General features: G+C 60.3%; 22 protein-coding genes. 10 read left to right on the top strand and 12 right to left on the bottom strand.

Annotation, left to right across the window (positions count from 1 at the left end):
- The first annotated feature begins 143 nt into the window (after positions 1 to 143).
- Positions 144 to 506, top strand: a complete 363-nt coding sequence (locus ACIQY3_RS07565; RefSeq protein WP_403018271.1) for a hypothetical protein — start codon at positions 144 to 146, stop codon at positions 504 to 506.
- Here ACIQY3_RS07565 and ACIQY3_RS07570 read toward each other — a convergent pair.
- From ACIQY3_RS07570 to ACIQY3_RS07595, 6 genes are all read right to left on the bottom strand, one after another.
- Complete coding sequence (locus tag ACIQY3_RS07570; protein ID WP_403018273.1) at positions 501 to 1,289, bottom strand: alpha/beta hydrolase; 789 nt, start codon at positions 1,287 to 1,289, stop codon at positions 501 to 503. The genes ACIQY3_RS07565 and ACIQY3_RS07570 overlap by 6 nt on opposite strands.
- Positions 1,290 to 1,359: 70 nt before the next feature.
- A complete protein-coding gene (locus tag ACIQY3_RS07575) occupies positions 1,360 to 2,481 on the bottom strand; it encodes a hypothetical protein (protein ID WP_403018275.1) in 1,122 nt (373 codons plus the stop codon).
- Positions 2,482 to 2,569: 88 nt separating this feature from the next.
- Entirely contained in the window at positions 2,570 to 4,033 is a 1,464-nt protein-coding gene (locus ACIQY3_RS07580; RefSeq protein ID WP_403018277.1) for a GDL motif peptide-associated radical SAM/SPASM maturase, read from the bottom strand.
- Positions 4,034 to 4,136: 103 nt separating this feature from the next.
- Positions 4,137 to 4,718 carry a DUF1842 domain-containing protein gene (locus tag ACIQY3_RS07585; RefSeq protein WP_403018278.1) on the bottom strand — a complete coding sequence of 194 codons (582 nt, stop codon included), beginning with the start codon at positions 4,716 to 4,718 and terminating at the stop codon, positions 4,137 to 4,139.
- 54 nt (positions 4,719 to 4,772) lie between these two features.
- A complete protein-coding gene (locus ACIQY3_RS07590; RefSeq protein ID WP_403018279.1) occupies positions 4,773 to 5,414 on the bottom strand; it encodes a DUF1842 domain-containing protein in 642 nt (213 codons plus the stop codon).
- Between the two features lie 39 nt (positions 5,415 to 5,453).
- Positions 5,454 to 5,642 carry a DUF1843 domain-containing protein gene (locus ACIQY3_RS07595; RefSeq protein ID WP_163913938.1) on the bottom strand — a complete coding sequence of 63 codons (189 nt, stop codon included), beginning with the start codon at positions 5,640 to 5,642 and terminating at the stop codon, positions 5,454 to 5,456.
- A 317-nt stretch (positions 5,643 to 5,959) separates the two neighbouring features.
- Between ACIQY3_RS07595 and ACIQY3_RS07600 the strand changes: the two genes are divergently transcribed.
- Positions 5,960 to 6,193: a hypothetical protein gene (locus ACIQY3_RS07600; protein ID WP_403018281.1), complete on the top strand. Its 234-nt coding sequence runs from the start codon at positions 5,960 to 5,962 to the stop codon at positions 6,191 to 6,193.
- Here the strand turns inward: ACIQY3_RS07600 and yghX are convergent.
- A complete protein-coding gene (gene yghX, locus ACIQY3_RS07605; protein WP_403018282.1) occupies positions 6,181 to 7,089 on the bottom strand; it encodes a YghX family hydrolase in 909 nt (302 codons plus the stop codon). The two genes, ACIQY3_RS07600 and yghX, sit on opposite strands and share 13 nt — an antisense overlap.
- A 24-nt stretch (positions 7,090 to 7,113) precedes the next feature.
- Positions 7,114 to 7,614 (bottom strand): transporter suffix domain-containing protein, encoded by a 501-nt coding sequence (locus ACIQY3_RS07610; RefSeq protein ID WP_403018283.1) that lies wholly within the window; start codon positions 7,612 to 7,614, stop codon positions 7,114 to 7,116.
- 174 nt (positions 7,615 to 7,788) lie between these two features.
- Here ACIQY3_RS07610 and ACIQY3_RS07615 point away from each other — a divergent pair, with 174 nt between their 5' ends.
- The 4 genes from ACIQY3_RS07615 to ACIQY3_RS07630 all read left to right on the top strand — a co-directional run bounded on the left by ACIQY3_RS07615 (position 7,789) and on the right by ACIQY3_RS07630 (position 12,131).
- Positions 7,789 to 9,324, top strand: a complete 1,536-nt coding sequence (locus ACIQY3_RS07615; RefSeq protein WP_403018757.1) for an efflux transporter outer membrane subunit — start codon at positions 7,789 to 7,791, stop codon at positions 9,322 to 9,324.
- Positions 9,317 to 10,456 (top strand): HlyD family secretion protein, encoded by a 1,140-nt coding sequence (locus ACIQY3_RS07620; protein ID WP_403018286.1) that lies wholly within the window; start codon positions 9,317 to 9,319, stop codon positions 10,454 to 10,456. The genes ACIQY3_RS07615 and ACIQY3_RS07620 overlap by 8 nt, the downstream gene beginning before the upstream one ends.
- Positions 10,446 to 11,462, top strand: a complete 1,017-nt coding sequence (locus ACIQY3_RS07625) for a DUF2955 domain-containing protein (protein ID WP_403018287.1) — start codon at positions 10,446 to 10,448, stop codon at positions 11,460 to 11,462. Before ACIQY3_RS07620 ends, ACIQY3_RS07625 begins: the two co-directional genes overlap by 11 nt.
- 90 nt (positions 11,463 to 11,552) lie before the next feature.
- The gene (locus ACIQY3_RS07630; RefSeq protein ID WP_403018289.1) at positions 11,553 to 12,131 is read left to right on the top strand and encodes a DUF4337 domain-containing protein; all 579 of its coding nucleotides are present in this window, start codon (positions 11,553 to 11,555) and stop codon (positions 12,129 to 12,131) included.
- A gap of 447 nt (positions 12,132 to 12,578) precedes the next feature.
- Here the strand turns inward: ACIQY3_RS07630 and ACIQY3_RS07635 are convergent, their stop codons facing one another.
- Positions 12,579 to 16,376, bottom strand: coding sequence for a CheR family methyltransferase (locus ACIQY3_RS07635; RefSeq protein WP_403018292.1), 3,798 nt, complete (start codon positions 16,374 to 16,376; stop codon positions 12,579 to 12,581).
- Positions 16,377 to 16,746: 370 nt separating this feature from the next.
- A complete protein-coding gene (locus ACIQY3_RS07640; protein WP_403018294.1) occupies positions 16,747 to 18,510 on the bottom strand; it encodes an L-lactate permease in 1,764 nt (587 codons plus the stop codon).
- Positions 18,511 to 18,817: 307 nt separating this feature from the next.
- Here ACIQY3_RS07640 and ACIQY3_RS07645 point away from each other — a divergent pair, with 307 nt between their 5' ends.
- Positions 18,818 to 19,072 (top strand): hypothetical protein, encoded by a 255-nt coding sequence (locus ACIQY3_RS07645; RefSeq protein ID WP_403018297.1) that lies wholly within the window; start codon positions 18,818 to 18,820, stop codon positions 19,070 to 19,072.
- 6 nt (positions 19,073 to 19,078) lie between these two features.
- On the opposite strand, the gene ACIQY3_RS07650 is transcribed toward ACIQY3_RS07645, so the two are convergent.
- On the bottom strand, positions 19,079 to 19,339 hold the full coding sequence (locus ACIQY3_RS07650) for a hypothetical protein (RefSeq protein WP_403018299.1): 261 nt from the start codon (positions 19,337 to 19,339) through the stop codon (positions 19,079 to 19,081).
- A 457-nt stretch (positions 19,340 to 19,796) separates the two neighbouring features.
- Here ACIQY3_RS07650 and ACIQY3_RS07655 point away from each other — a divergent pair, with 457 nt between their 5' ends.
- Together ACIQY3_RS07655 and ACIQY3_RS07660 are read left to right on the top strand one after the other, a co-directional pair.
- On the top strand, positions 19,797 to 20,882 hold the full coding sequence (locus ACIQY3_RS07655) for a hypothetical protein (RefSeq protein WP_403018302.1): 1,086 nt from the start codon (positions 19,797 to 19,799) through the stop codon (positions 20,880 to 20,882).
- Between the two features lies 1 nt (position 20,883).
- Positions 20,884 to 21,237, top strand: coding sequence for a DUF1428 domain-containing protein (locus tag ACIQY3_RS07660; RefSeq protein WP_123509042.1), 354 nt, complete (start codon positions 20,884 to 20,886; stop codon positions 21,235 to 21,237).
- A gap of 15 nt (positions 21,238 to 21,252) precedes the next feature.
- On the opposite strand, the gene ACIQY3_RS07665 is transcribed toward ACIQY3_RS07660, so the two are convergent.
- Positions 21,253 to 21,447, bottom strand: a complete 195-nt coding sequence (locus ACIQY3_RS07665) for a hypothetical protein (RefSeq protein WP_290029574.1) — start codon at positions 21,445 to 21,447, stop codon at positions 21,253 to 21,255.
- Positions 21,448 to 21,507: 60 nt separating this feature from the next.
- Between ACIQY3_RS07665 and thpR the strand changes: the two genes are divergently transcribed.
- Complete coding sequence (gene thpR, locus ACIQY3_RS07670) at positions 21,508 to 22,044, top strand: RNA 2',3'-cyclic phosphodiesterase (protein ID WP_403018307.1); 537 nt, start codon at positions 21,508 to 21,510, stop codon at positions 22,042 to 22,044.
- Positions 22,045 to 22,077: the final 33 nt, after the last annotated feature.

Consider the following 22,077-nt stretch of genomic DNA (forward strand, 5'->3'; position numbering starts at 1 on the left):
CCTTCGCGAGCAAGCCCGCTCCCACAGGGGATTTGTGTACGCCACAGATCCAATGTGGGAGCGGGCTTGCTCGCGAAGAGGCCCGAACAGACAACAAAAGCGCCTATGATTACCGCCCCCAAGCCAGCCACAAGGACCACCCCATGGCTTCAAGCAAACGCGAACAAGCCCACCTCGAACGCCGCCTGGTCGCCACCCTGACCGAAGCCTGTGAAACCGCCAAAGCCGAAATCATCGGTTTCAGCTGGCTGACCCACGAAGTCGATTACGCCAGATTCCCCTCCAGCCTGCGAGTGGTCTGGGTCTTCAACACCGAAGCCGAGAAAAATCAGGCACTGGCCAACGGGCAGGACGAGCGCATGGTTGAACTGACCACCTTCGCGTTAGCCGAAGCAGAGGTGCTCGTCACCCCGGTCGCCGCCCATGTGCAGTTCGATTCCGAAGAGCAATGCCAGCGAGTCAACGGCGGAAACTGGGTGCAACGCCTGGCGCGGCGCAAGTCATAGCCCGGCGCCTATCAACCTGAGGTACTCGGGACTTTCGGAAATCGAGTTGTGCCCCACCCCCGCAATCACCTTCATTGACGCCACACCCGGATTGAAATGTTCATAGAGCCGATCCGTACTCGAACGCGGGATCACGTCGTCGTTTTCAGCGGCGATCAAGAGCGTTGGCACGCTGATGTGCTCGGCGTATTTGCCTGAGTCAAAGGTGTCCTTCAACAACCACTTCACCGGAAAAACCGGGTACTGGCGGGCGGCGAGTTCGAGCAGGCTGTTGTAAGGCGTGATCAGGATCAGGCGCGCCGCCGGGCGTTGGCTGGCGAGGCGAATGGCGACGCCGGTGCCGAGGCTGCGACCGACCACGGCCACCTGCGGGTGTTCGGCGTAGACCCGGTCAAACAAGTCCAGGGCATCGCGGGCAATGGCCTCTTCGGAAGGCGACCCGGAGCTGCCGCCGTAACCTCGATAGTGCAGCAGATAGATGGCCTGATCCGGGAACGCGTCGGAAAACGAAGGCAGGTTTTGCGAGACGTCCTCGGCATTGCCGCCGAAGTAGATCAGCGCCTTGGGGCCGGCGTGGGGCCTGACGGATACCTGTAAATCCGCATCGGCCACCGACAGCATGAGCACCGTGTCCGCCGTGGCGCTGGCGCCGGGTTGCGGGAAGTAGATCAAGGCGCGTTGAAACACGAACAGCGCCAGGCACAGCAGCAAGTAAAGGGCTGCGAGTGAGACGAGGATGTACACCAGGATTCGTGGCATTCGGCTGGATTTTCTGAGTGGCATTGACGGCTCGGGCTGAGGACGACGATCACTGTCGCAGTCTAGTCCATTGGCAGCGCCGCCCCGGCGTCCGTTACCGCAGCGGGATCGGCAGGATTCCGAGCAGCAGCACGGGCCCCACAGATTTTAGCGGCACATCGGCAACCCCTTTACCGGAGCGCTGGAATAATTTGCAGCCCGCTTCATCGCCGGCAGCGGCAATATGTGCGGCAAAACCGGACTTTGTTTTGGTGGGCGGCAGTTTTTCACCGGCCGTGACAGAAAGGCTGTCGGAGATCGTCACCCAGATGATTGCGTTGGCCTCGACATACGTCTTGATGTGGCGGTCGTTATAGTCCGCACAAATCATCATCGCGAGTGTGTGCCCCCAAATGTTGATCGTAGGGCACTGGGTCCCCGGGACAAATTGAATCGAGGCATTCTGGTAGGTTTCATGAAAGTCGTTCTGTTTGCTGTATTTGAGAACGAGCTCGCCGTTCAGGTAAACGAAACAGGTGTTCTTTACCAGGTACTTCAGCTCCGGGGCTTGCAGGGCGGCTATTTTTTGTTGGTAGGTTTGCTGTTGATTGAACCCGTCAATATTGGCCACCATCGCAGGTTCCCGGAATAACCGCGCAGGAGCGCCTTTTTTGGGAGACTTCCTGGCGGCATGCCAGGCGCCTATCCCGGCCGCGTACTTTGCTCGACGCTCGAACTCCGCCTGTTGGTGAAGGGCCGTGGGGTCGAAGGCGTCATAAAAAATATCGGTTTGCTGATCCTCTTCATCAAAGACTTCTTGCCCTGGCGGGTTCCATGCCGCCAACGCCGAGGCCAGCAAGCGTGAGGGAATTGCGTCGACACCCTTGCGCCATACAACGGTGCCGCAAAACATCAGAACCCCCGGAAACTTTGCGCTTAACGCCCCAAGGGAACGGGTGATGTCTTGTTTTTCCTGCTCGGAATAGGAGAGTGCCGTAACCGTATTTTTTTCAATGGTCTGCGGTCGAAACAAGTATTCCGGAGCCACAAAAATAGCGATTGGCTTTAAGCCCGCGACCGCTTCCACCGCGCTGGACGAACTGGATGAAGAAGACAGCAAGGTGCTCATCTGCGTGAGTTGTTCTTCAAGCTGGGCAAAACGCATCATCCAGGTAGTGGGCGCTTCTCTTGAGCCGAACCCGAAATTCTGATGCCAATAAAACACTGGAATATCCATAGGCTTCCTTAGCAGTCGATCGGTAGTTTTGTGTCCGCCACAAGTCCCCTGTAGGAGCGAGGCTTGCCCGCTCCCACATTTTGAGTCGTTACATCAGGGTGTTTTGCGGCAGCCCCAACAACCCGGTCAGCGTGTTCATGATCCCTTGTTGCCGCGCTCGATCCACTTGGTGCATGGCCTCCGCGGCCGCCACATCCGCTGCACAATGCGGGCAAGTCACTTCGTGTTGATGGATGTACTGCAAGCATCCACGGCACAACGCCAGTTGCGTCGGCACGCGACCTTCATCGGGTGATTTCTGCCCCTGGTTCGCCCACGCCAGTTTGATCACCTGACCGCTGTCGCTGACGCTACTCACCGTTTCTCCCGTCTCGATGCGTTCGGTGATCAAGTCAAAACGCCCCACCGCGAAGGACTTCTGCGCCGCGTCCTCCAGTTTGACAATCCGCTCACGCAGCCCGCGTTTTTGCAGGTCCAGCGCGCGGTAATGGCAGTAGGGATTGTTGCCGGGTTTGCCGAGCAACGAGTGCGAAGTCCAGGTGCAGCCGCCACGGCAGACGTCGTTGTAGTAGCAGCCGCGGCAGTAGCCCCACAGGTCGTCGACCGAGCGCAGGCGGCCGAAGTGCATGCCTTCGCTGTAGTGCCAGATGTCGTGCAGGCTCATGTTGCGCACGTTGCCGCCGGAGAAACCGACGGTGGCCAGCGACGGGCAGCCTTTGACCGTGCCATCGGCCTCCAGCGCCAACACGGTTTGCCCGGCGGCGCAGCCACTCCAGTGCACGCGCTCGTCGCCGAAGCCGCGCCACATGTGTTCATACGGGCCGTAGTAGCCGATGTTGTTGCCGACGTTCATCAGCAGGCCGCGATCGACGCCTTCGCGGTACAGGCGCGCGAGTAGCGGCATCACTTCCAGCAGTTGGTAGGGTTGCAGCAACAATTCCGGGTGATCGACGGCGTTGCCCATGGCGACGGTCAACTGGATCTGCCAGTGGGTGGCGCCGAGGTCGATGATCAGGTCCATCAGTTCGGGCAAGTCGGGCAGGGTGGCGGCGCCGATCTGGGTGTTGACGCTCACTGCCAGCCCGGATTGTTTGGCGCGGCGCAAGGTGTCCACGGCTTTATCGAATGAGCCGGGCACGTTGCGCACCGCATCATGCAGCGGCGCCAGTCCGTCCAGCGAAACCCCGACGCCATTCAGCCCGGCGTCCACAGCGGCCTGCATTTTTGCCGGGGTAAGGTTGCGGCCACCGGTCTGGATCGCGCAATACATGCCGTGGTCGTGGATGGCCTGGATCAGTCGGGTCCAGTCCTTGCGCAGATAGGCTTCGCCGCCGATCAGGGTGATCTCGCGGGTGCCGAGCGCCGCCAGGGAGTCGATGACGTCGAGGCATTCCTGGGTGTTCAATTCGTCGGGGCGTCGGTGACCGGCGCGGGAGCCGCAATGCAGGCATTTGAGGTCGCAGGCCAGGGTGATTTCCCAGACCACATGCACCGGCACGTAGCGCTTGAGGTCGGTTTCACTGAGGTAGCGGGCAGGGCGATTGTCTGACATGGGAAATCCTTGCGCACCGACATGTGCGCGGCACGAATCCATCGTAGTTGTGGCGAGGGAGCGAGCCCTCGCCACGGATCACTCCAATCACTTCGCTGACGGTTTAGCGTGCTTCCAGATGCGCAATCTCCGCGTTCAACTGCTCCAGCGCACCGCGCAATGCGCCACTGTGAGCCAGTTGCTGTTCGCCTTTACTCACCACCGTTTTCAACTGCGCCAGATCACCGCTGGCTTGCGCCTGCTGCACCGCAACGGCGTACAGCGGCTGAGCGTGGTGCGGATGTTCCGGCTGCACAATTACCGGAGCCGGGCTGACGGCCGCATGTTTGACCGCATGCCAGGTGCCCCCTTCCTGATATTTGTAATCGACAAAACCGCTGACCCAATCAGCCCCCAGAATGCCCTTCAAACCGAAGGTCTGGGCGATCTGGCTCAGCGGGCCGCTCGGGCTGCCATCGAGGGTCAGGATGATGTGGTTTTCCGCCGTCGGCACCAGTTTGGCCTCCGAGTATTCACCCCAGACACGGGCGCGAAAGTTGAGCGGCGGCCAGGTGCTTTGATAGATGCTGGCAACACCGCTGACTTTCTTTTTAACCGTATCCACCAGCAGGTCGAGGGTCAGAACCGGGGCGCCGAGCAGATGATTGCTGACGTTGAGGCGTGTGTGAAAAAGTCCGATTGACATGGTGCAACTCCCTTAAGTGTTTTCAGGACAAGCCAGGCACATTCAGTGGCCGGGTCAGCGGCGCTCGAGCCGGCTGATTTCGCCCTTGGCGGCTTCCAGTGCACTTTGCAGTTGTGGCTGCTGATCCAGTTGCTGTTTGGCCAGGCTGGCCAGGCTTTTCATCTGTGCCAGGTCACCGCTGGCGATGGCGCTCTGAATCGGCGCGGCGTACAGCGGCATGATCGGCGGATAAGGAGACTGCGGCGGAATCACCGGGCCGGGTTCCAGGGGCGGGAAGGCGCTGGAGCGCACGGTTTCGGCGAGGCGGGCGGGCACGTTGTTCACTTCGATCCAGCGTTGGCCGTCGTAATACGTGTAGTTGGCGACCCCGTCCTTCCAGTCGGTGCCCACCACCAGTTGAATCTTGAAATTCACGATGGAATTGGAGCCCGGGCCACCCTGATTGCCCTGGGCGGTGATCAGGATTTTGCTGACTCCCGGCGACATGACCGTCAGGTAGGTGTATTCGCCCCAGACGTCGGAATGCACGTCCAGCGGCGGGTTGGTTGCTTGAGTGATTGCCGCTGTGCCGTTGACTGTTTCGTCAGGGGTAAAGACCAGCAGATTAAGTGCCAGGCTTTGTGCGCCCGGCGCCGAAGTACCAATTCGGTAGGCGAGCGGGAACAAGCCGACAGGCTGTTGATTAGAACCAGACATGGTTATTGCCTCCATTGCAATAAGGGGAGAAAAACAGAGCTAGTGTTTTTCCTGGCGCGAAACTTCCTTGGCCAGTCTTTCGTAGGCGGTCTGTAGCTCTTTGGGTTCAGCTTTGGCTGCGTCGCGTTGTTTCAATAACGCTTTCATCTTTTGCAGATTGCCTTCCGTGATCGCGTCATGGATGGCAGCCCCGTACGGGGGGATGGGATGAGACGAAGAACTGCTCATAACGACTCCTTCCGTGGTAGTTGTGACACTGCTCCGATCAGCAGTTTTTGCAGTTAAGCAGGACTCTTTGAATATGCAATGGCCAATGGAGGCAAAAGGCCTGTTAAATTTTTAATGCCGTTTTATTAATCGCGATAAGTTTGGATGACGTTTGACAGGTATTAATAATCGCGATGAGTAGAAAGACTTGCAGCTTTTTTCTCATATATCACAGGCGTCTTTATCGCCATTAATAATGAGCTTTTAATATAACGTTTGGCGTTAAACTTCAGTGTCTTTTGATAGGGGGCTGAAGGCCAACAAACCGGGAGTACAACATGACCGAGCGCCACCTGATCCACACCGAAACCTTGCCCAATGGCTGCAAAATTGAAGTGAAAGCCAGGATACTCAGGGACGGCTCACTGGAGATGTTTATCGGGGTTTACCGACCGGACGGCACGGTGATTCTTGAGGACAACGATCCATCGCCGCACCTGCTCGACATGGAAGATGCGCTGGACTGGGGCATCGAGATCGCGAGAAAGGCCGGTAATGCTCAGACCGCCTGACCTTCATTCAGCGCCAGATAGCGCTTGAACCAATCCAGCGTGCGGCTCCAGGCGAGTTTGGCGGCTGCTTCGTCGTAGCGCGGCGTGGAGTCGTTATGAAAGCCGTGGTTCGCGCCGGGGTAGATGTAGGCTTCATAGGTCTTGCCCGATGCTTTCAAAGCCTGCTCGAACGCCGGCCAGCCTTCGTTGATGCGGGTATCCAGTTCGCCGTAGTGGAGCATCAGTGGCGCCTTGATGCGCGGCACATCCTTGGCCTCGGGCTGGCGACCATAAAAAGACACCGCCGCGGCCAGTTCCGGATAGGCCACGGCTGCCGCGTTGACCACGCCACCGCCATAACAAAAACCGGTGATGCCGACTTTGCCGGTGCCTGCGGCATGACTCATCAGCCACTCGATGGCGGCGAAAAAATCATTCATGAGTTTTTCCGGGTCGACGGTCAGTTGCAGCTCCCGGCCCTTTTCATCGTTGCCGGGATAGCCGCCCACCGACGTCAGGCCATCGGGGGCGAGGGCGATGAAACCGGCCTTGGCCAGGCGCCGGGCGACGTCTTCGATGTACGGGTTGAGCCCACGATTCTCATGCACGACCACCACCGCGGGCACCTTGCCGGTGGCTTTCGCCGGGCGCACCAGATAACCGCGCACCTGGCCGTTGCCTTTGGGGGACGGGTAGGTGATGTACTCGGCGAGGATGTCCGGGTCGGTGAATTCCACTTGCTCGGCCAGGGCGTAATTCGGGCTCAGGGCCGCGAGCAGGGCGGAGGCGGTCAAACCGCCGAGGGTGAACAGCGCCGCACGGTCGAGAAACTCGCGCCGGTTGATCTGGCCATGCACGTAGTAGTCGTAGAGTTCCAGCAATTCAGGGGCGAAGTCTTTGGCGGTCAGACGGGTCATTGGCCTGTTTCCTGTCGATTATGTTTAGGCGTTTGCAACCCTGGCGGTGCGGATAAACAGCGCGCGCACCTTGTCCCAGAAATTGCCGCCCAGCACGAAGAAGCTGCCGATCAGCATCACATCCCCCAGCAACTGAAGCTGCCAGAGATTAGGCCGCAACCCCGGCCAGATACTGTCGACGTAGGGTTCAACAAGCGCCGAGATCAGCGGCAGGCAAAACATCACCAGGCCGACGCGATGACGAAACGGGCCCACTTCGGTATCCGCACTGGGCGCTAATGAAGTCACGTAGCCGAATACGCTGCGTTTCAACTGCTGGAACCCGGCCTTGCCCATGACCGCGATCACCAGGATCAGCAGCACCTTGTTGCTGATAAACAGCACGCCGGTCAGCGCCGCGACTTTCGAGCCCGGCACCCCGACAGCGGCGGCGAGCGGCACCATCAGCCACGAGCCCAGCATCAAGCAGAGAATGACGATGCCCAGTTTGAAGCGCCAGCCGGCCGAGTGGGGTTGGGTGGTCATGAGGGTCGCACCTTTGATGGATTGCCGCTGTTTTGCGAGCACTTGAAAAGCGTAGCAGCTGACACGTGACTGTGAGCAAGTCGGCGTTTTTCTACCGCTCGGCTTTCATAGGGACGGCTATGCTCCAGTCATCTTCCTTGGCCGGGGAAAAACCCTATGCATTCACGTGCCGCCATGCTGATCCGGTCGGGGCCGCTCTTGCTGCTGGTGCTCGGCTTCAGCGGCTGCGCGCGCGTGGGGCCGGACTTCCAGCCGCCGGGCGAGGAATGGGTCAAACACTGGAGCACGCCAGCACTGGAGAAAGCCAGTGAGCGCGGCGAAAGTCCGGACCTGCGCCAGTGGTGGCAAGTCTTCAACGACCCGGTGCTCGACCAGTTGATCACTGACGCCGATGCCCACAACTCCAGCCTGAAAATCGCCGGCCTGCGGGTGATGGAAGCCCGTGCGCAACTGGGCATCGCCCAGGCCGGGCGTTATCCGCAATTGCAGCAGGCCAATGTCGATTTGCTCTACGCGGAGCGCCGCCAGTACAGCGGCAGCAATCCGAAGAACAGCCGTTTCTGGCAATTCAGCGAAGGCTTCGATGTGGGTTGGGAGCTGGATTTCTGGGGGCGTTTCAGTCGCGCGATTGAGTCTTCCGATGCCAGTTACTTCGCTGCCCAGGCCAACTATGAAGACGTGCTGGTGCTGCTGCGCGCGCAAGTGGCGGACACCTACTTTTCCATGCGCACCACCGAAGCGCGATTGCGCGTGGCTCGGGACAATACTCGGCAGCAGAAACGCAGCCTGGAGATCACCCGCAAGTTGTTCAACAGTGGCCAGACTGCCGAACTCGACCTGCAACAGGCCAAGACCCAATACCTCGGCACGCTGGCCAGCATCCCCAATCTTGAAGACCAGTTGCATCGGACTCGCAATGCCTTGGCCGTGCTGACCGGGCAGGCGCCGGGAGAATTGCCGCAAGTGACGGACAATGAAGAATTGATCCCGCTGCTGGACCACGCGGTGCTGCGAGATGTGCCGGCCAACCTGTTGCTGCGTCGCCCCGATGTGCGCGCCGCCGAGCTGAATGTCGCCGCCCAGTCGGCGCTGATCGGTGTCGCTGTCAGTGATTTCTACCCGTCGCTGACCTTGCTCGGCAGCATCGTCTGGACCGCCAGTTCCGTGGGCGGCACGCCAAACAACCTGGATTTTGTCGGTGGCCCGAGCCTGCGCTGGAACCTGTTCGACCATGGCCAGATCAGCAACAACGTGCGGGTGCAGGATGCGCGTTTGCAGCAATTGATCGAGTCCTATCGCGACACCGTGCGCCAGGCTGCACGGGAGGCCGACGATGCCGCCAGCGGCTTGAGCAGATCCCTGGAGCGCGAACGCATCCTGCGCCAGGCCGAAGTGGCGGCCAAGCGCTCGCTGGTGCTGGCGCGGGCGCAGTACACCGAAGGTTTTTCCGATTTTCAGCGGGTGCTGGATGCGCAACGGGCGCTGCTTGAACAACAGGACAACTACCTGGTCAGCCGCAGCAATGCCGTGAGCAATCTGATTGCGCTGTACAAAGCCCTCGGCGGTGGCTGGTATGCCGCGCAGCCGATCGTCGATCGCGCCACGCAAAAACAAATGGAAAAACGCACGGACTGGGGCGACTTGCTCGACGAGCCCACCGCAACGCCGCCAGTCTTTCCCCAGTCCGACAAGGTGAACAAGCATGAGTGAAGCCGCGCAGCCCTCTGTTGAAGCGCCTCCACCCAAGGCGCCCGCACCGGCCGCCGACCCGGCGAAAAAAGGCATCAAGTGGGTGTTGCTGCTGACCCTCGTCAGCCTCGCCTGGTACTTGCTGGCCGACCGCTTCACCCCTTACACGCAACAGGCGCGGGTCGGGGCGTTCGTGATTCCGGTGGCGTCGGAAGTGGCGGGCCGGGTGATCCGGGTAAATGTGCGCAACAACCAGGACGTGCGTGCCGGTGACATTCTTTTCGAGGTCGATCCGCAGCCGTATCAGATTGCCGTGGATCGCGCCCGCGCCGACCTTGAATCGACCCGCCGCCAGATCGGTGCCAGCACTGCCGGCATTGCTTCGGCGCAAGCCTCGTTGCGTTCGGCCCAGGCCAACGAGCTGAGGGCGCGGCAGGACAGTCAGCGCCTGGAAGGTTTGTACCGCGCGGATAAAGGCACGGTGTCGGTGCGCCTGCTGGAAGTATCCCGGGCGAATCTTGAACAGGCTTCGAGCCAGGTCGCGGCGGCGGAGGCCGAAGTGCAACGGGCGAAGGAGCAGGAGGGCGGCAGCGAGGCGGAGAACGCATTACTCCGCAGCGCGGCGACGGCGTTGTCAAAAGCCGAACTGGATTTGGCCAACACCCGTATCGGCGCGCGCTCGGCCGGGCTGATCACCGACCTGCGCACCGACGTCGGCCAGTTCACTGCCGGGGGCAGTCCGGTGATGACCCTGATCGCCATCCACGACATCTGGATCAGTGCCGACATGACCGAGAACAACCTGGGCCTGGTCAAGCCCGACACACCGGTGGCCATCGTGCTGGATGCGTTGCCCGGTGAAGTGTTCGGCGGTCGGGTGCGTAGCGTCGGCTACGGCGTCAGTGTGGGCCAGCCGCCGGCGCCCGGCACCTTGCCGAGCGTGCAGAACAGCCGCGACTGGCTGCGTCCGGCCCAGCGGTTTCCGGTGGTGATCGAGTTTGATGAGGACGCGTTGAACAGCCTGCGCGACAGTCGTGCTATCCGCGCGGGCGGGCAGGCGGAAGTGATGGCGTTCCCGGCCTCGGGTAATCCATTGAATCCTCTGGGTCGGGTGTTTTTGAGCCTGATGAGCTGGCTGTCGTATGCCTACTAAGCGCACGGCTCGGGATCAGCGTTCACTCAGGCTGGCCACCGGCACGGCCCTGTGCCTGGCCGCGAGTTTCGGCTTGGCGTTGCCGATTCCCTTTCTTGCGCCGGTGCTGGCGCTGCTGTTTTTGGCCACGCTGAATCGGCCATTGCCGTTCAAGGCCGGGGTGGCTCTGGCGCTGGTGGCGATGCTCACCACTGGCATCGGTTTGTTAATGATTCCGCTGCTGGGGCATTACCCGATCAGCGGGTTGCTGCTGATTGGTGTTGGGTTGTTCCTGGTGTTTCGCTTTGGCCTGCGCGGCGGCAATAACCTGATCGTGACCTTCCTGGTGATCGGCCTGACCATGATTTCGGCGGCGGGCACTGCCAGTTTTGATTTGGCGTTGCTGGTGATTGGCGCGTTGGTCAAAGGGTTGTTGCTTGCTGTGATAGTTGTGATCGTGAGTCATGGGCTGTTTCCCGAACCGACCAATGCGCCGCCGTCACCTGTCGCGCCGACACTTCCTGCCGAGGAGGTTGATCGGGTCGCGCTGCGTGCCACGTTGATCGTGTTGCCAGCGTTCCTGCTGGCGCTGATCGATCCGGCCAGCTATCTGCCGATCATCCTCAAAGCCGTCAGCCTGGGGCAGCAGAGTTCCACGACCACGGCGCGCAATGCCGGTCGCGAGTTGCTTGGCTCGACGCTGCTGGGCGGTGTGTTGGCGATTCTTTTCTGGTGTGCCCTGAGTTTGTTTGTGCACCTGTGGATGTTCTTCCTGTGGATGCTGCTGTTCGGCCTGGTGCTGGCGCGCAAACTCTATGCCCTGAGCCCGACCCGGTTCAGTCCGGGGTTCTGGCTGAATACGATGATCACGCTGATCATCCTGCTGGGTCAGTCGGTGCAGGACAGCGCCGCCGGCAAGGATGTCTACACCGCGTTTGCCGTGCGCATGGGGCTGTTTATCGCGGTGACGTTGTATGCCTGGCTGATGGTGCATTTGTTGGAACAACGCCGAGTGAGCCCAGCCTGAACCCTGGCTGAACGGCTCTGCAGTGGGCAGCGCTTTGGAGGAGGGCTGGCCTTACACTTCGGCACTCGTCCAACCCCTGAAGTCAAAGCCATGTCTGAAGCGTTCGAAGTCCCCAGCCCCCACGAACATCATGTCGAACACGTCACGCATCACGCCCATGGCACCGGCGATAACTTCGCCAGCAAAATCGCGGTGATGACCGCCATCATGGCAACCATCGGCGCCTTGCTCAGCTATCAGGCGGGCTCCACGGAAAGCGAAGCGGCGATGGACAAGAACAACGCCGCCATCGAGAAAACCGAAGCCTCCAACCAGTGGAATTACTACCAGGCCAAATCCAGTCGGCAGAACCTGTCCGAACTCGCGACCCATATCCCGGGCATCGACGCCGCGCACTATGTGGCCGAAGCCGAGCGCTACAAACAAGAGAAAGAGGTGGTGCGCAAGAAAGCCGAAGCGCTGGAGGAAGAGGTGCGGGTGTGGGATGAAAAATCAGAACAGGCCCTGCATCAACATCACCGCTGGGCCCAGGCGATGACCGCCATCCAGATCGCGATTTCCCTGGCCGCCATCACCCTGCTGACCCGCAAGGAATGGCTGAAAAAACTCGCCTACACCGCGGCGGGTGCGAGTGTGGTGCTGGGCACGTTGGCGTGGTTGCATCTGTAAAAGGACAGGCCTGCCTGCACACCAATCCCCCTGTGGGAGCGAGCCTGCTCGCGAAAGCTATCTACCATTCAACATTGATATCGACTGACCCACCGCCTTCGCGAGCAAGCCCGCTCCCACAGGTAATCTGTGGTGGATGGAAATGGTGTGTACGACCCCAATCCCCTGTGGGAGCGAGCCTGCTCGCGAAAGCTATCTACCATTCAACATTGATATTGACTGACCCACTGCCTTCGCGAGCAGGCTCGCTCCCACAGGTAATCTGCGGCGGATGGAAATGGTGTGTTCGACACATAACCACTGTGGGAGCGGGCTTGCTCGCGAAAGCTATTTGCCCTTCAACATTGATATCGACTGACCCACTGCCTTCGCGAGCAAGCCCGCTCCCACAGGGAATCTGCGGCGGATGGAGATGTTGTGTACAACACCAATCCCCTGTGGGGGAGATCAATCCCCCCGTATCTGCCTCAGTTCTTCAATCGTCTCGATCAGCGCGTCATACGACACCGGTTTGCCCAAATGCCGGTCGAAACCGGATTTGCGGGTTTTCTCGATGTCGCTTTCAGCACCGTATCCAGTCAAGGCAATGGCCGGGACTTGTTTGATATGCGGCAGTTCACGCAAGGCGCGCATCAGGTCGTGGCCGCTCATGCCCGGCATGCCCACGTCGGACACCACCACGTCGTATCGACCGGTCTGGGCGGCTTCCAGCGCCTGGCGTGGCTCGGTGAAGTCGATGACCCGGGCGTCTTCCATTTCCAGCAGAATTTTCAGGGTGTCCAGCACGTCCCGAGAGTCATCCACCAGCAACACCGTGAGCCCGGCAAGACGCCCGGACTGTTCGCCGGCTTGCGTCGATGGCGCCACCAGGTCATGGGGCTGTCTCAAGGGCAGCAGTACGGTAAAGGTACAACCCTGGCCCAACCCGGCGGATTGCACCTCGACACTACCCCCATGCGCTTCGGTCAACTGGCGTACCAGCGACAGGCCGATACCCAGACCATCCCGTTGATGGGTTGCATGCTGATTGGCGGCCTGGCCGAACAGATCGAACACTTGATGCAGGCTCTCAGCGCTCAGGCCCACACCACTGTCACGCACATCAAGCCGGGCCATGCCGCCAACGTGGGCGGTGACCAGCTGAATCTTGCCGCCAGCAGGCGTGAACTTCAGGGCGTTGTTCACCAGGTTCCAGACAATTTGTTCGACCCGGGTCGGGTCGGCATCGATCACCAGGAGTTCCGGCATTTGCACCGACATGTCGACGTCCGGGTTGTCGTTGGTTACCACCTGATAGACGTCTTGCAGCATCCGGTTCAGATCCACGGCGCTACGCTTGAGCCGCAGCTTGCCGGTGCGCACCCGGGCGACATCGAGCAAATCGTCAATGATCCGCGCCTGGCTGCTGACCGCCTCACAAATGGTACTGACGGCTTTTTCCGCCGGCGTCGCGGATTTGATAACGGGCAGGCGCCGCAACAGTTCGGCGTTGAGCTGGATCAGGTTCAGCGGGTGCTTGAGCTCATGGGACATCACCGCAAAGAACTCATCCTTCAAGTGGTTGCTGCTCTTGATGTCGGACAGTTCCTGGTTTTGCTCGTCGTGCAGGCGCATGCGTTCCTGGCCCATGCGCAACTCTTCTTCGGCGGCCCGGCGCTTGGTGATGTCGATGAAGGTCAGCACCGTGCCGTCGATGTGATTTTCGCTGGAGCGGTAGGGCAGGATCCGGGCGATGTACCAACGGTTGTCGGTGCTGCTGACTTCACGCTCGATCATGTTCAACGACTCGAACACTAGCGCCGCGTCACCCGCCAGGTCTTCGTAATCCAGGCGATGGGTGATGTCGAGCAACGAGCGCCCGGTGTCCACCGGCAACATGCTGAAGATATCGGTGGCCCGGGGGGTGAACCACTTGATGCGCAGTTTGCTGTCGACGAACACCGTGGCGATGTCGGTGGAGGCGATCAGGTTGGTCAGATAGTCGTTGATCTTGTCGGTTTCTTCGACTTTGGTTTTCAGCTCGAAGTTGACGGTCAACAACTCTTCGTTGATCGACTGCAACTCTTCCTTGCTGGTTTCCAGCTCTTCGGTGGCCGAGCGCAGTTCTTCGTTGATCGCCTGCATTTCTTCGTTGGAAGCCTTGAGCTCTTCGCTGGAGACTTCCGATTGTTCGATGGTGTCCTGCAACTGCAACTTGGTGCGTTGCAATTCCCGCTCAAGGTTGGATAACACCTGGTTTTCCGATTGCAGCGCGGCACCGGTGGCGACGTCGGCAGCGTCGACCTCGACTTCTTCGAAAATCACCAGGACGAACTCGCTGTCGGATTCTTCGTCACGGTAAGGGTGGGCCAGAAGGTCGACTTTGTAGCTGCGATCCTCACGTTTTATGACCACCGCCCGGGACTTCACCACCTGGCTGCTTTGTTGCGCCTGGAACAGCGTGGTGCGCACTTCAAGGCGCAACTCCGGAATGATCAGCGTCAGCAGATTGCGCGACAACTCACCGCCGACATGCCGCAAGTAACGCCCCGAGCTTTCGCTCATGTGCAGGATGTCGGCATTGGCGTCGACGATCATGCTCGGCGGTGCGGAATGCTCCAGAGCGCGCTGGTGGATGTCGGCAAACGACAGTTTGCGCGGCGCACTGCTTTGTGGAACCTGGCGGGTGATATCGGTTCGCACATAGCCTCCGCGCGGCATTGTAGGAGGACGGCGGCTGTTGCCGGCGCCGGTCTTGGCCCGGAAGATCCGGTTGCGCTTGTCCACCGGGGCAAACAGGTCATGGCAGGCGTCCGCGCTCTCGGAAGTGCCGAGGAACAGGAAGCCACCAGGACGCAGGGCAAAGTGGAACATTTGCAGGATCTCGCGTTGGACTTCTCGATCCAGATAGATCAGCAGATTACGACAGACAATCAGGTCCATGTGCGAGAACGGTGGGTCGGACAACAGGCTGTGCTTGGCAAACAACACCTTCTCGCGCAGCTCTTTGCGAATCCGGTAGTGCTGGTCTTCCTTGCTGAAGTAATGCCGCAATCGGGTCGGCGGCACATCCGTGATGATCGCTTGCGGGTACAGTCCGCTGCGACCGACGCTGATGGCGCGCTCGTCGATGTCGGTGGCGAACAGTTGCAACGTGGCCTGGCTGGACTCCAGTTGCATTTGGTCATTGAGCAACATCGCCAGGCTGTAGACTTCCTCGCCGGTGGAGCAGCCCGCCGACCAGACGCGGATTTCTTCTTTTTCCGGCTGGGCCGAGATGGCGGCGTTGACCAGTTGCGGCACCACGTCTCGCTCCAGGGCTTCGAAGGCCTCGCGGTCGCGGAAGAAGTTGGTCACGCCGATCAGCATGTCGGCCAGCAACGCCTTGGTTTCTTCGGGGCTGCTTTGCAGATAGTGGTAATAGGCGGCCAGGTCGGGCTGCGCCGTGACCTGCATCCGCCGTTCGATGCGGCGCAACACGGTGGCGCGCTTGTAGTGCTTGAAGTCATGGCCGGTGCCGGCGCGCAACTGAATCAGAATGCTGTGCAGCAATTGTTCGGCGGTCGCGGCGTCACGCTCGTTGACCGAGGCGAAGGCTTGCAGGTCGGGATCGTTGGCCGTGGGCAGGGTGATCGCCTTGGCGTTGCGCCACAACTCCAGCAGCTTTTGCGGCATTTCCACCACGGGCAAAATCAGGTCGACCATTTGCGTTTCGATGGCTGCCCTGGGCATGCCGTCGAACTCGGCGTCCTCCGGGGCCTGGGCCAGGGTCACGCCGCCCTGTTCCTTGATTCGCGACAGGCCGACGGCGCCATCTGAGCCCGTGCCGGATAACACCAGGCAAAAGGCCCGTTCACGGTGCACATCCGCCAGGTTCCGGAAGAACAGATCGATGGCCGAGGTTCGACCCAGGCGCGGGTCGGACGGGCTGACCTCAAGGTAACCGTCATTCATGGTCAGCCGGTGCGCCGGAGAAATCACATACACATGATTGCGTTCGATGGGCACCGTTTCGGTGACCTGCAGGACCGGCATCTGCGTCGATTCCTGGATGATCTTGTCGGCAATGCTTTCGTGATCCGGCGACAGGTGAAGAATGATCACAAACGCCATGCCGTTGTCGTGGGGCATGTTGTCGAAAAACAACTTGATGGCTTGCAGGCCACCGGCAGACGCGCCAATACCGACGACACCAAAGTCGAGTGGGTGAAACGGATGTTGCGCTGAGGTGGCAACACTGGACTTTGGGTCGGATGAAGTGGTCATGCATTTGCCTTGGAAAGCGACGTCCTGACGCCGCTGCAAAATAATCAGGCTTGCGCCTGCCTCGTGAATCATGGGCAGGGCGATCTTATTTATCGCCGTCGCGATCGGTTACCTGCATCAAATCAACGCAACTTTTTTAGTGGCGGAAATTTAGCATTCTATTCGTAAAACGGGTGGACGTTTATTCGGGGGACTGAACCGACCAAAAGGATGCGCCCGGGCGCACTGGCTCAGTCTTTTAAGCTTAGTCGATTATCAAAGGATAAGCGGCGGCGGGGGAAGGTTCCCGGTCGTGCTGATAAAAGGCCCGGAGTACGCCGAACCTGTGGCGAGGGAGCAAGCTCCCTCGCCACAGGGGACCGCGTCAGCGTCAATGCCCACCGACCACCATGTGCGTGAACGGCGCCACATACGCCTGCAACGTTACCAATCCACCAACCAGTATCGCCAGCACGATGGAGTGGAAGAACACATAGCGCAGAATCTCCCCTTCATGGCCGTACCAGCGAGTGGCGGTGGAGGCGACCACGATGGACTGGGCGTCGACCATTTTGCCCATGACCCCGCCGGAGCTGTTGGCGGCGGCCATCAATACCGGGCTGATGCCCAGCTGTTCGGAAGTCACCCGTTGCAAGCCGCCAAACAGCACGTTGGAGGCCGTATCCGAGCCGGTCAGCGCAACGCCGAGCCAGCCGAGCAGGGTGCCGAACATCGGGTAGAAAATCCCCGTGGCCGCGAACGCCAGACCCATGGTCGCGTCCAGTCCCGAATAGCGTGTCAGATAGCCCAGGGCGAGCATCGCCGCAATGGTGATCAGCGAAAAGCGCACCACCCACAGTGTTTTCAGGTATTGGCGCGCCAGTTGCGGAATCGAATAACCCATCAGCAACCCGCCGAGGATCGCCGCGAAAAAGATGCCGCTGCCGGTGGCGGTGAACCAGGTGAACTTGTAGATCGCGTCTTCGGTTTTCGGCGTCGGTACGACCGGCGGTACTTTTTCGACTTGCTGGTGCAGGGTGGTGAAGGTCAGCGCCGGGGAGAAGATCGGGTTCGCCTCGCGCAATGGTTTGCCCTGCGGGTCGAGCGTGGCGGAGTGGGTTTGCGGGTCGATGACGGCGCGGGTATCGAACAGGTTCTTGAAGCCCTGGGTGCCCCAGGCGAACACAAACACCGTGAGGATGATCCACGGCATCCACGCGCGCATGACCGCCGGTTTGGCGTCGCTGGCAAACGTGGCGCTGGCCTCGGGTTTTTGCTCATGCTCGGCATCGATTTTGGAGTTGTCGACACGTCCTGACAAAGCCGCTGACGTGTGCACAGTGGCGGGTTTCCAGACCTTGAGGAAACCGGTCAGGCAGGCCATGGAAATCAACGCGGCGATCACGTCCACCAGCATCGGCCCGTGGTAGTTGGAGACAATGAATTGCGGCACGGCGAAACTGACCCCGGCCACCAGAATCGCCGGCCAGATTTCCAGCATCTTGCGCCAACCGGCGAAGGCCCAGATCAGCCAGAACGGCACCAATACCGAGAAGAACGGCAGTTGCCGGCCGACCATCATCGACAGCTCCATTTCATCCAGCCCGGTGACTTTGGCCAGGGTGATGATCGGTGTGCCGAGGGCGCCGAAGGCCACCGGTGCTGTGTTGGCGATCAGCGCCAGACCCGACGCGGCCAGAGGCGAGAAGCCGAGGCCGATCAGAATCGCCCCGGTCACCGCCACCGGCGTGCCGAACCCGGCCGCGCCTTCGAAGAAAGCACCGAAGCAGAAAGCAATCAGCAGCAATTGCAGGCGCCGGTCATCGGTGATGCGCGCCAGGGAATCCTGCAGCACCTTGAACGAACCGTTCTCGGTGGTCAGTCGGTGCAGGAAGATGATGTTGAGCACGATCCAGCCAATCGGCAGCAGCCCGTTGGCCGCACCGAACAGCGCCGCCGTGCCCGCCATGTTCGCCGGCATGCCGAAGGCGAAAATGGCGATCAGCAAAGCCGAGGCCAGGGCCAGCAGGGCCGCCATGTGCGCCTTGATATGAAAAAACGCCAGGGAGGCCAGCATCACCACCACCGGCACTGCTGCCATGACGGTCGATAACACCGGGTTGCCGAACGGGTCGTAGATTTGCTGCCAGACCATGTTCCACCTCTGCTTTTTTATTGTTGGAAGCGCAGGTCCTTTGCGGCTAGGTGGTTGGAGTATAGGTGGCATTTGGCCGCTGTCCTGTCACGGGCACGGCTTGGGGAGGGAGGGTGATTTTGCGGGCTTCTTCGCGAGCAAGCCCGCTCCCACATTTGGAATGCATTCCAGTGTGGGAGCGGGCTTGCTCGCGAAATCGTCTTAAGAGGCTATAAAAAATGGCCCTATGAAATGCCCTGTAAGTGGCTCTTCTAGTAGGACCATTCAACTCATAGGATAGGTTTTCCACAACAGGAAGCCCCTAACCATGCAATCAAAAATGAGCTATCCGGCCGCCTGGAAACTGGCCGCCACGGTGATGTCGGTCGCACTGTTATCCGGCTGCGAACCACCCTCGCGCGCGGACTTCATCAAGTACCCATCGCTGCGGCAAAAGTGGTCGATGACCTGCGACGCCCGCAGTCACCTGGCCGAAGTCAATGTGGAAGGTTGCGAGAACCTGCGTCAGTGGCAGAGCGCCAATCAGCAACCCGGTCTGATGAATCAAAACCTGGGCAAGTGACGCCTGTCAGAAGGTGAACTGGCGGGAGGACAGCTGGGCCATTTCGGTGTCGAGCAGGTGCTCGGCCAGCACATCATTCAGGAAGCGGAACTGGTCATTGATCCCGACCACTTCGTTGCTGAAGTGATTGGCGGCGGCGGGCATCAGCAGCGCTTCGAAGTTCTTGTCGAACACCAGCGCGATCTCTTTGCGCGAGACCACCTGCTGCGAATAGTAGTTGGTGCCAAACACCGGGAAACTCACGGCCAGGGTAACGATGCGGATCATGACGGGTGCTCCTCGGTGTGGCCGATGTCCAGGAAGAAACGGGAAAACAGGGTCAGGGTGACGGCGGTCAGGGCCAGGCAGGTCAGGAGATGGATCAACATGATGTGCCCCTCCGATACGGGGTTTGCGTTGGGTATGGGGTGATCCTGCGCCGGACGGTTTTTTGGCGGAAGGCATTCGTTGCGATGGTGAATATCGACGGGAATGATGGTGAAGGTTTTTTCATTGTTCTGGCGGGCCTCTTCGCGAGCAAGCCCGCTCCCACAGTGGTTTGAGAGTGGGCCAAGAATCTGTGAACGACGCCAGACCCTGTGGGAGCGGGCTTGCTCGCGAAGGCGGCCTCCAGGGCACCACAAAAACTCCAGACGAACGGCCAAAACCCTGAACCTATACTCAACTCAATAGCTTTATGAGCACTGGGCATTTCGCTCGGGAGCGACTCCAGGACACCGCGATCGTGAACCTGCGTTCGTTGATCGTTGCCGTGATGGTGGTGTTGGCCGGTTGCGCCACGTCTGACCGTGCCCCGGCGCCAGCGCCAGTCGTGGTGGTGGCGCCTAGCACTTGGCAGCAAGTGGACCGGGAGATTGTCGCCGCGTCGCAATCGGCCACCGAGCAGACCAAAATCTATGCGCGCGGGGCCATGGATTACTGGCGCACGCGGGTCTATCAACTGACCGAAGAGAACTTCATTCCCTGGTTCAGCAGTTATTGGACCCAGGAATGGCTGTCGATGAAGGTCAGTTGGTACACGATCAGTGCCACGGGTGAGCAGGATGCCTCGGCCAAGCGTCTGGCGGCTTATCTGCTGGAGCAATACCAGAAGCGCGTGCTGGCGCCAGTCGCGGTGGAGATCGATCCCGACGCGATTCTCGGCCTGGCCACGGCGTTCTACGTGGACATTCTCCAGGAAGAACTGCAGAAAATTTCCCAGCGTCACGGCGTGCCGATGGCGCAGCTCAACGGGCGGATCCAGAAAATCCCGGCGATTGCCCTGGGGCCGCCGCCGGCCCGGGACGCTTCGCTGTATCAGGTGGTGCATTCCGAACCGTTGAACGCGTTGCCGGCCTACGCGGCGCTGATCGACAAGATCCACCAGGCCGGCGGCGACAAAGGGGTGGGTTCGACCGACACCGCCATGGCGCCGGTGGCCAAGCGCGCCAGCCAACGGATGGAAGCCGAGATGCCTACCCGTGGCGCCGCCAGCGCGGTGGCTGCGGCGGCGGGCAAACTGGCCGGCGGCTTGATCACCGTCGGGGTGGCGGGAATCCGCGCGATCATCCAGGCCAACGACCGGCCGGACAGCGAAGCACTGATCCGCAGCAGCCTGGGCAACACCTTCGACAAGGCTTGGGCGAAGCTGCTGCAAAACCCGACCACTGGCGTCATGGCGGGTACGCTGTACCTGGCCGCGCAAATCGAGGGCAACCTGGCGGGGAGCGCTGAAGTACCGTCGGTCAGTTCGAGCAGCGGCGCTGTCGATTGGAGCCCGACGGAATCGACTACCCAGCAGATCGACCCCCAACTCCCAGCAGGAGAATGACATGTCTTACATCGATGGCTTAGTCGCCGCAGTCCCCACCGCCAACCGCGAAAAATTCATCAAGCACGCCGAGATCGCCGCGAAGATCTTCAAGGAAGCCGGTGCCTTGAGCATTACCGAATGCTGGGGCGATGACGTGCCCGACGGCAAGGTGACCTCATTTCCGATGGCGGTGAAGCTCAAGGAAGACGAAACCGTGATCTTTTCCTGGATCGTCTGGCCCGACAAGGCCACCCGCGATGCCGGCATGCAGAAAGTCATGGTCGATCCACGCATGCAGCAGGACGTCAACCCGATGCCGTTCGATGGCCAGCGCATGGTGTTTGGTGGTTTCAATATTGTGCTGCAGGCGTAAAGCATCACCGCAGGATCATTCCGGCGACGGAGTGATCCTGCAGCTTTTGCGGTTGCGGATCTCATTGTCCGTCGGCCGCTCCCGGACAAACTCGAAACGCGGCTCACCTTCGCTATAGTGAACCAGCCAGCCCCATTCCAGCTCAGACTCCTCCTGGCCGGGTTGCGGCGGCATCGCCCACCATGGCTCTTTGCTGATGATCTCTCGCATGGCGCCCTCCGGTTGATTCGGTTGGTTCAACTATAACGTGCATGTCAGGAGGTGCCAGGCGTGAGCGACGAATCCCATGAACCGTTCAAGCGTCTGTTTTTTGCCCTGAACTGCGCGCCGGAACAGCGGCGGGCGATTGCCCAGTGGCGCGGGGCTTTGCAACTGCGCAGCGGACGGCCGGTGCCGGCGGAGAATTTTCACCTGACGTTGAAGTTCTTGGGCGCGGTGGGTGTGGCGCAGATCGCCGACATCTGCACGGCGGCGGCGAAGGTGCGGGTGCCGGGTGTGGCGTTGCGGGTGATGCTGGATCGGGTGGATGTGTGGCGCAGGCATGGGGTTTTGGTGCTGGCGTCGGAACAGGCGCCGCCGGAGTTGTTGCGGCTGGTGTATGCGCTGGAGCAGGCGATGTTGCCGTTTGGATTTGAGGATTCGCCCAAGGAATTTCGCCCGCATTTGACCTTGATGCGGGACTATCGATTGCCGGTGCCTGAGTCGGCAACACCGCCCGAATTTATCCTGCGCGCCGAGCATTTCACGCTGTTTGAATCCCACAAGGGCTGCTATCGGGCGCTGGCCGAATGGCCGCTCATTCTCTAGGACAAAAAAAGGCGCCCGAGGGCGCCTGAAGTT

Origin of the sequence: Pseudomonas sp. NPDC096950, from assembly GCF_044762525.1 — a bacterium.
Classification (GTDB): domain Bacteria; phylum Pseudomonadota; class Gammaproteobacteria; order Pseudomonadales; family Pseudomonadaceae; genus Aquipseudomonas.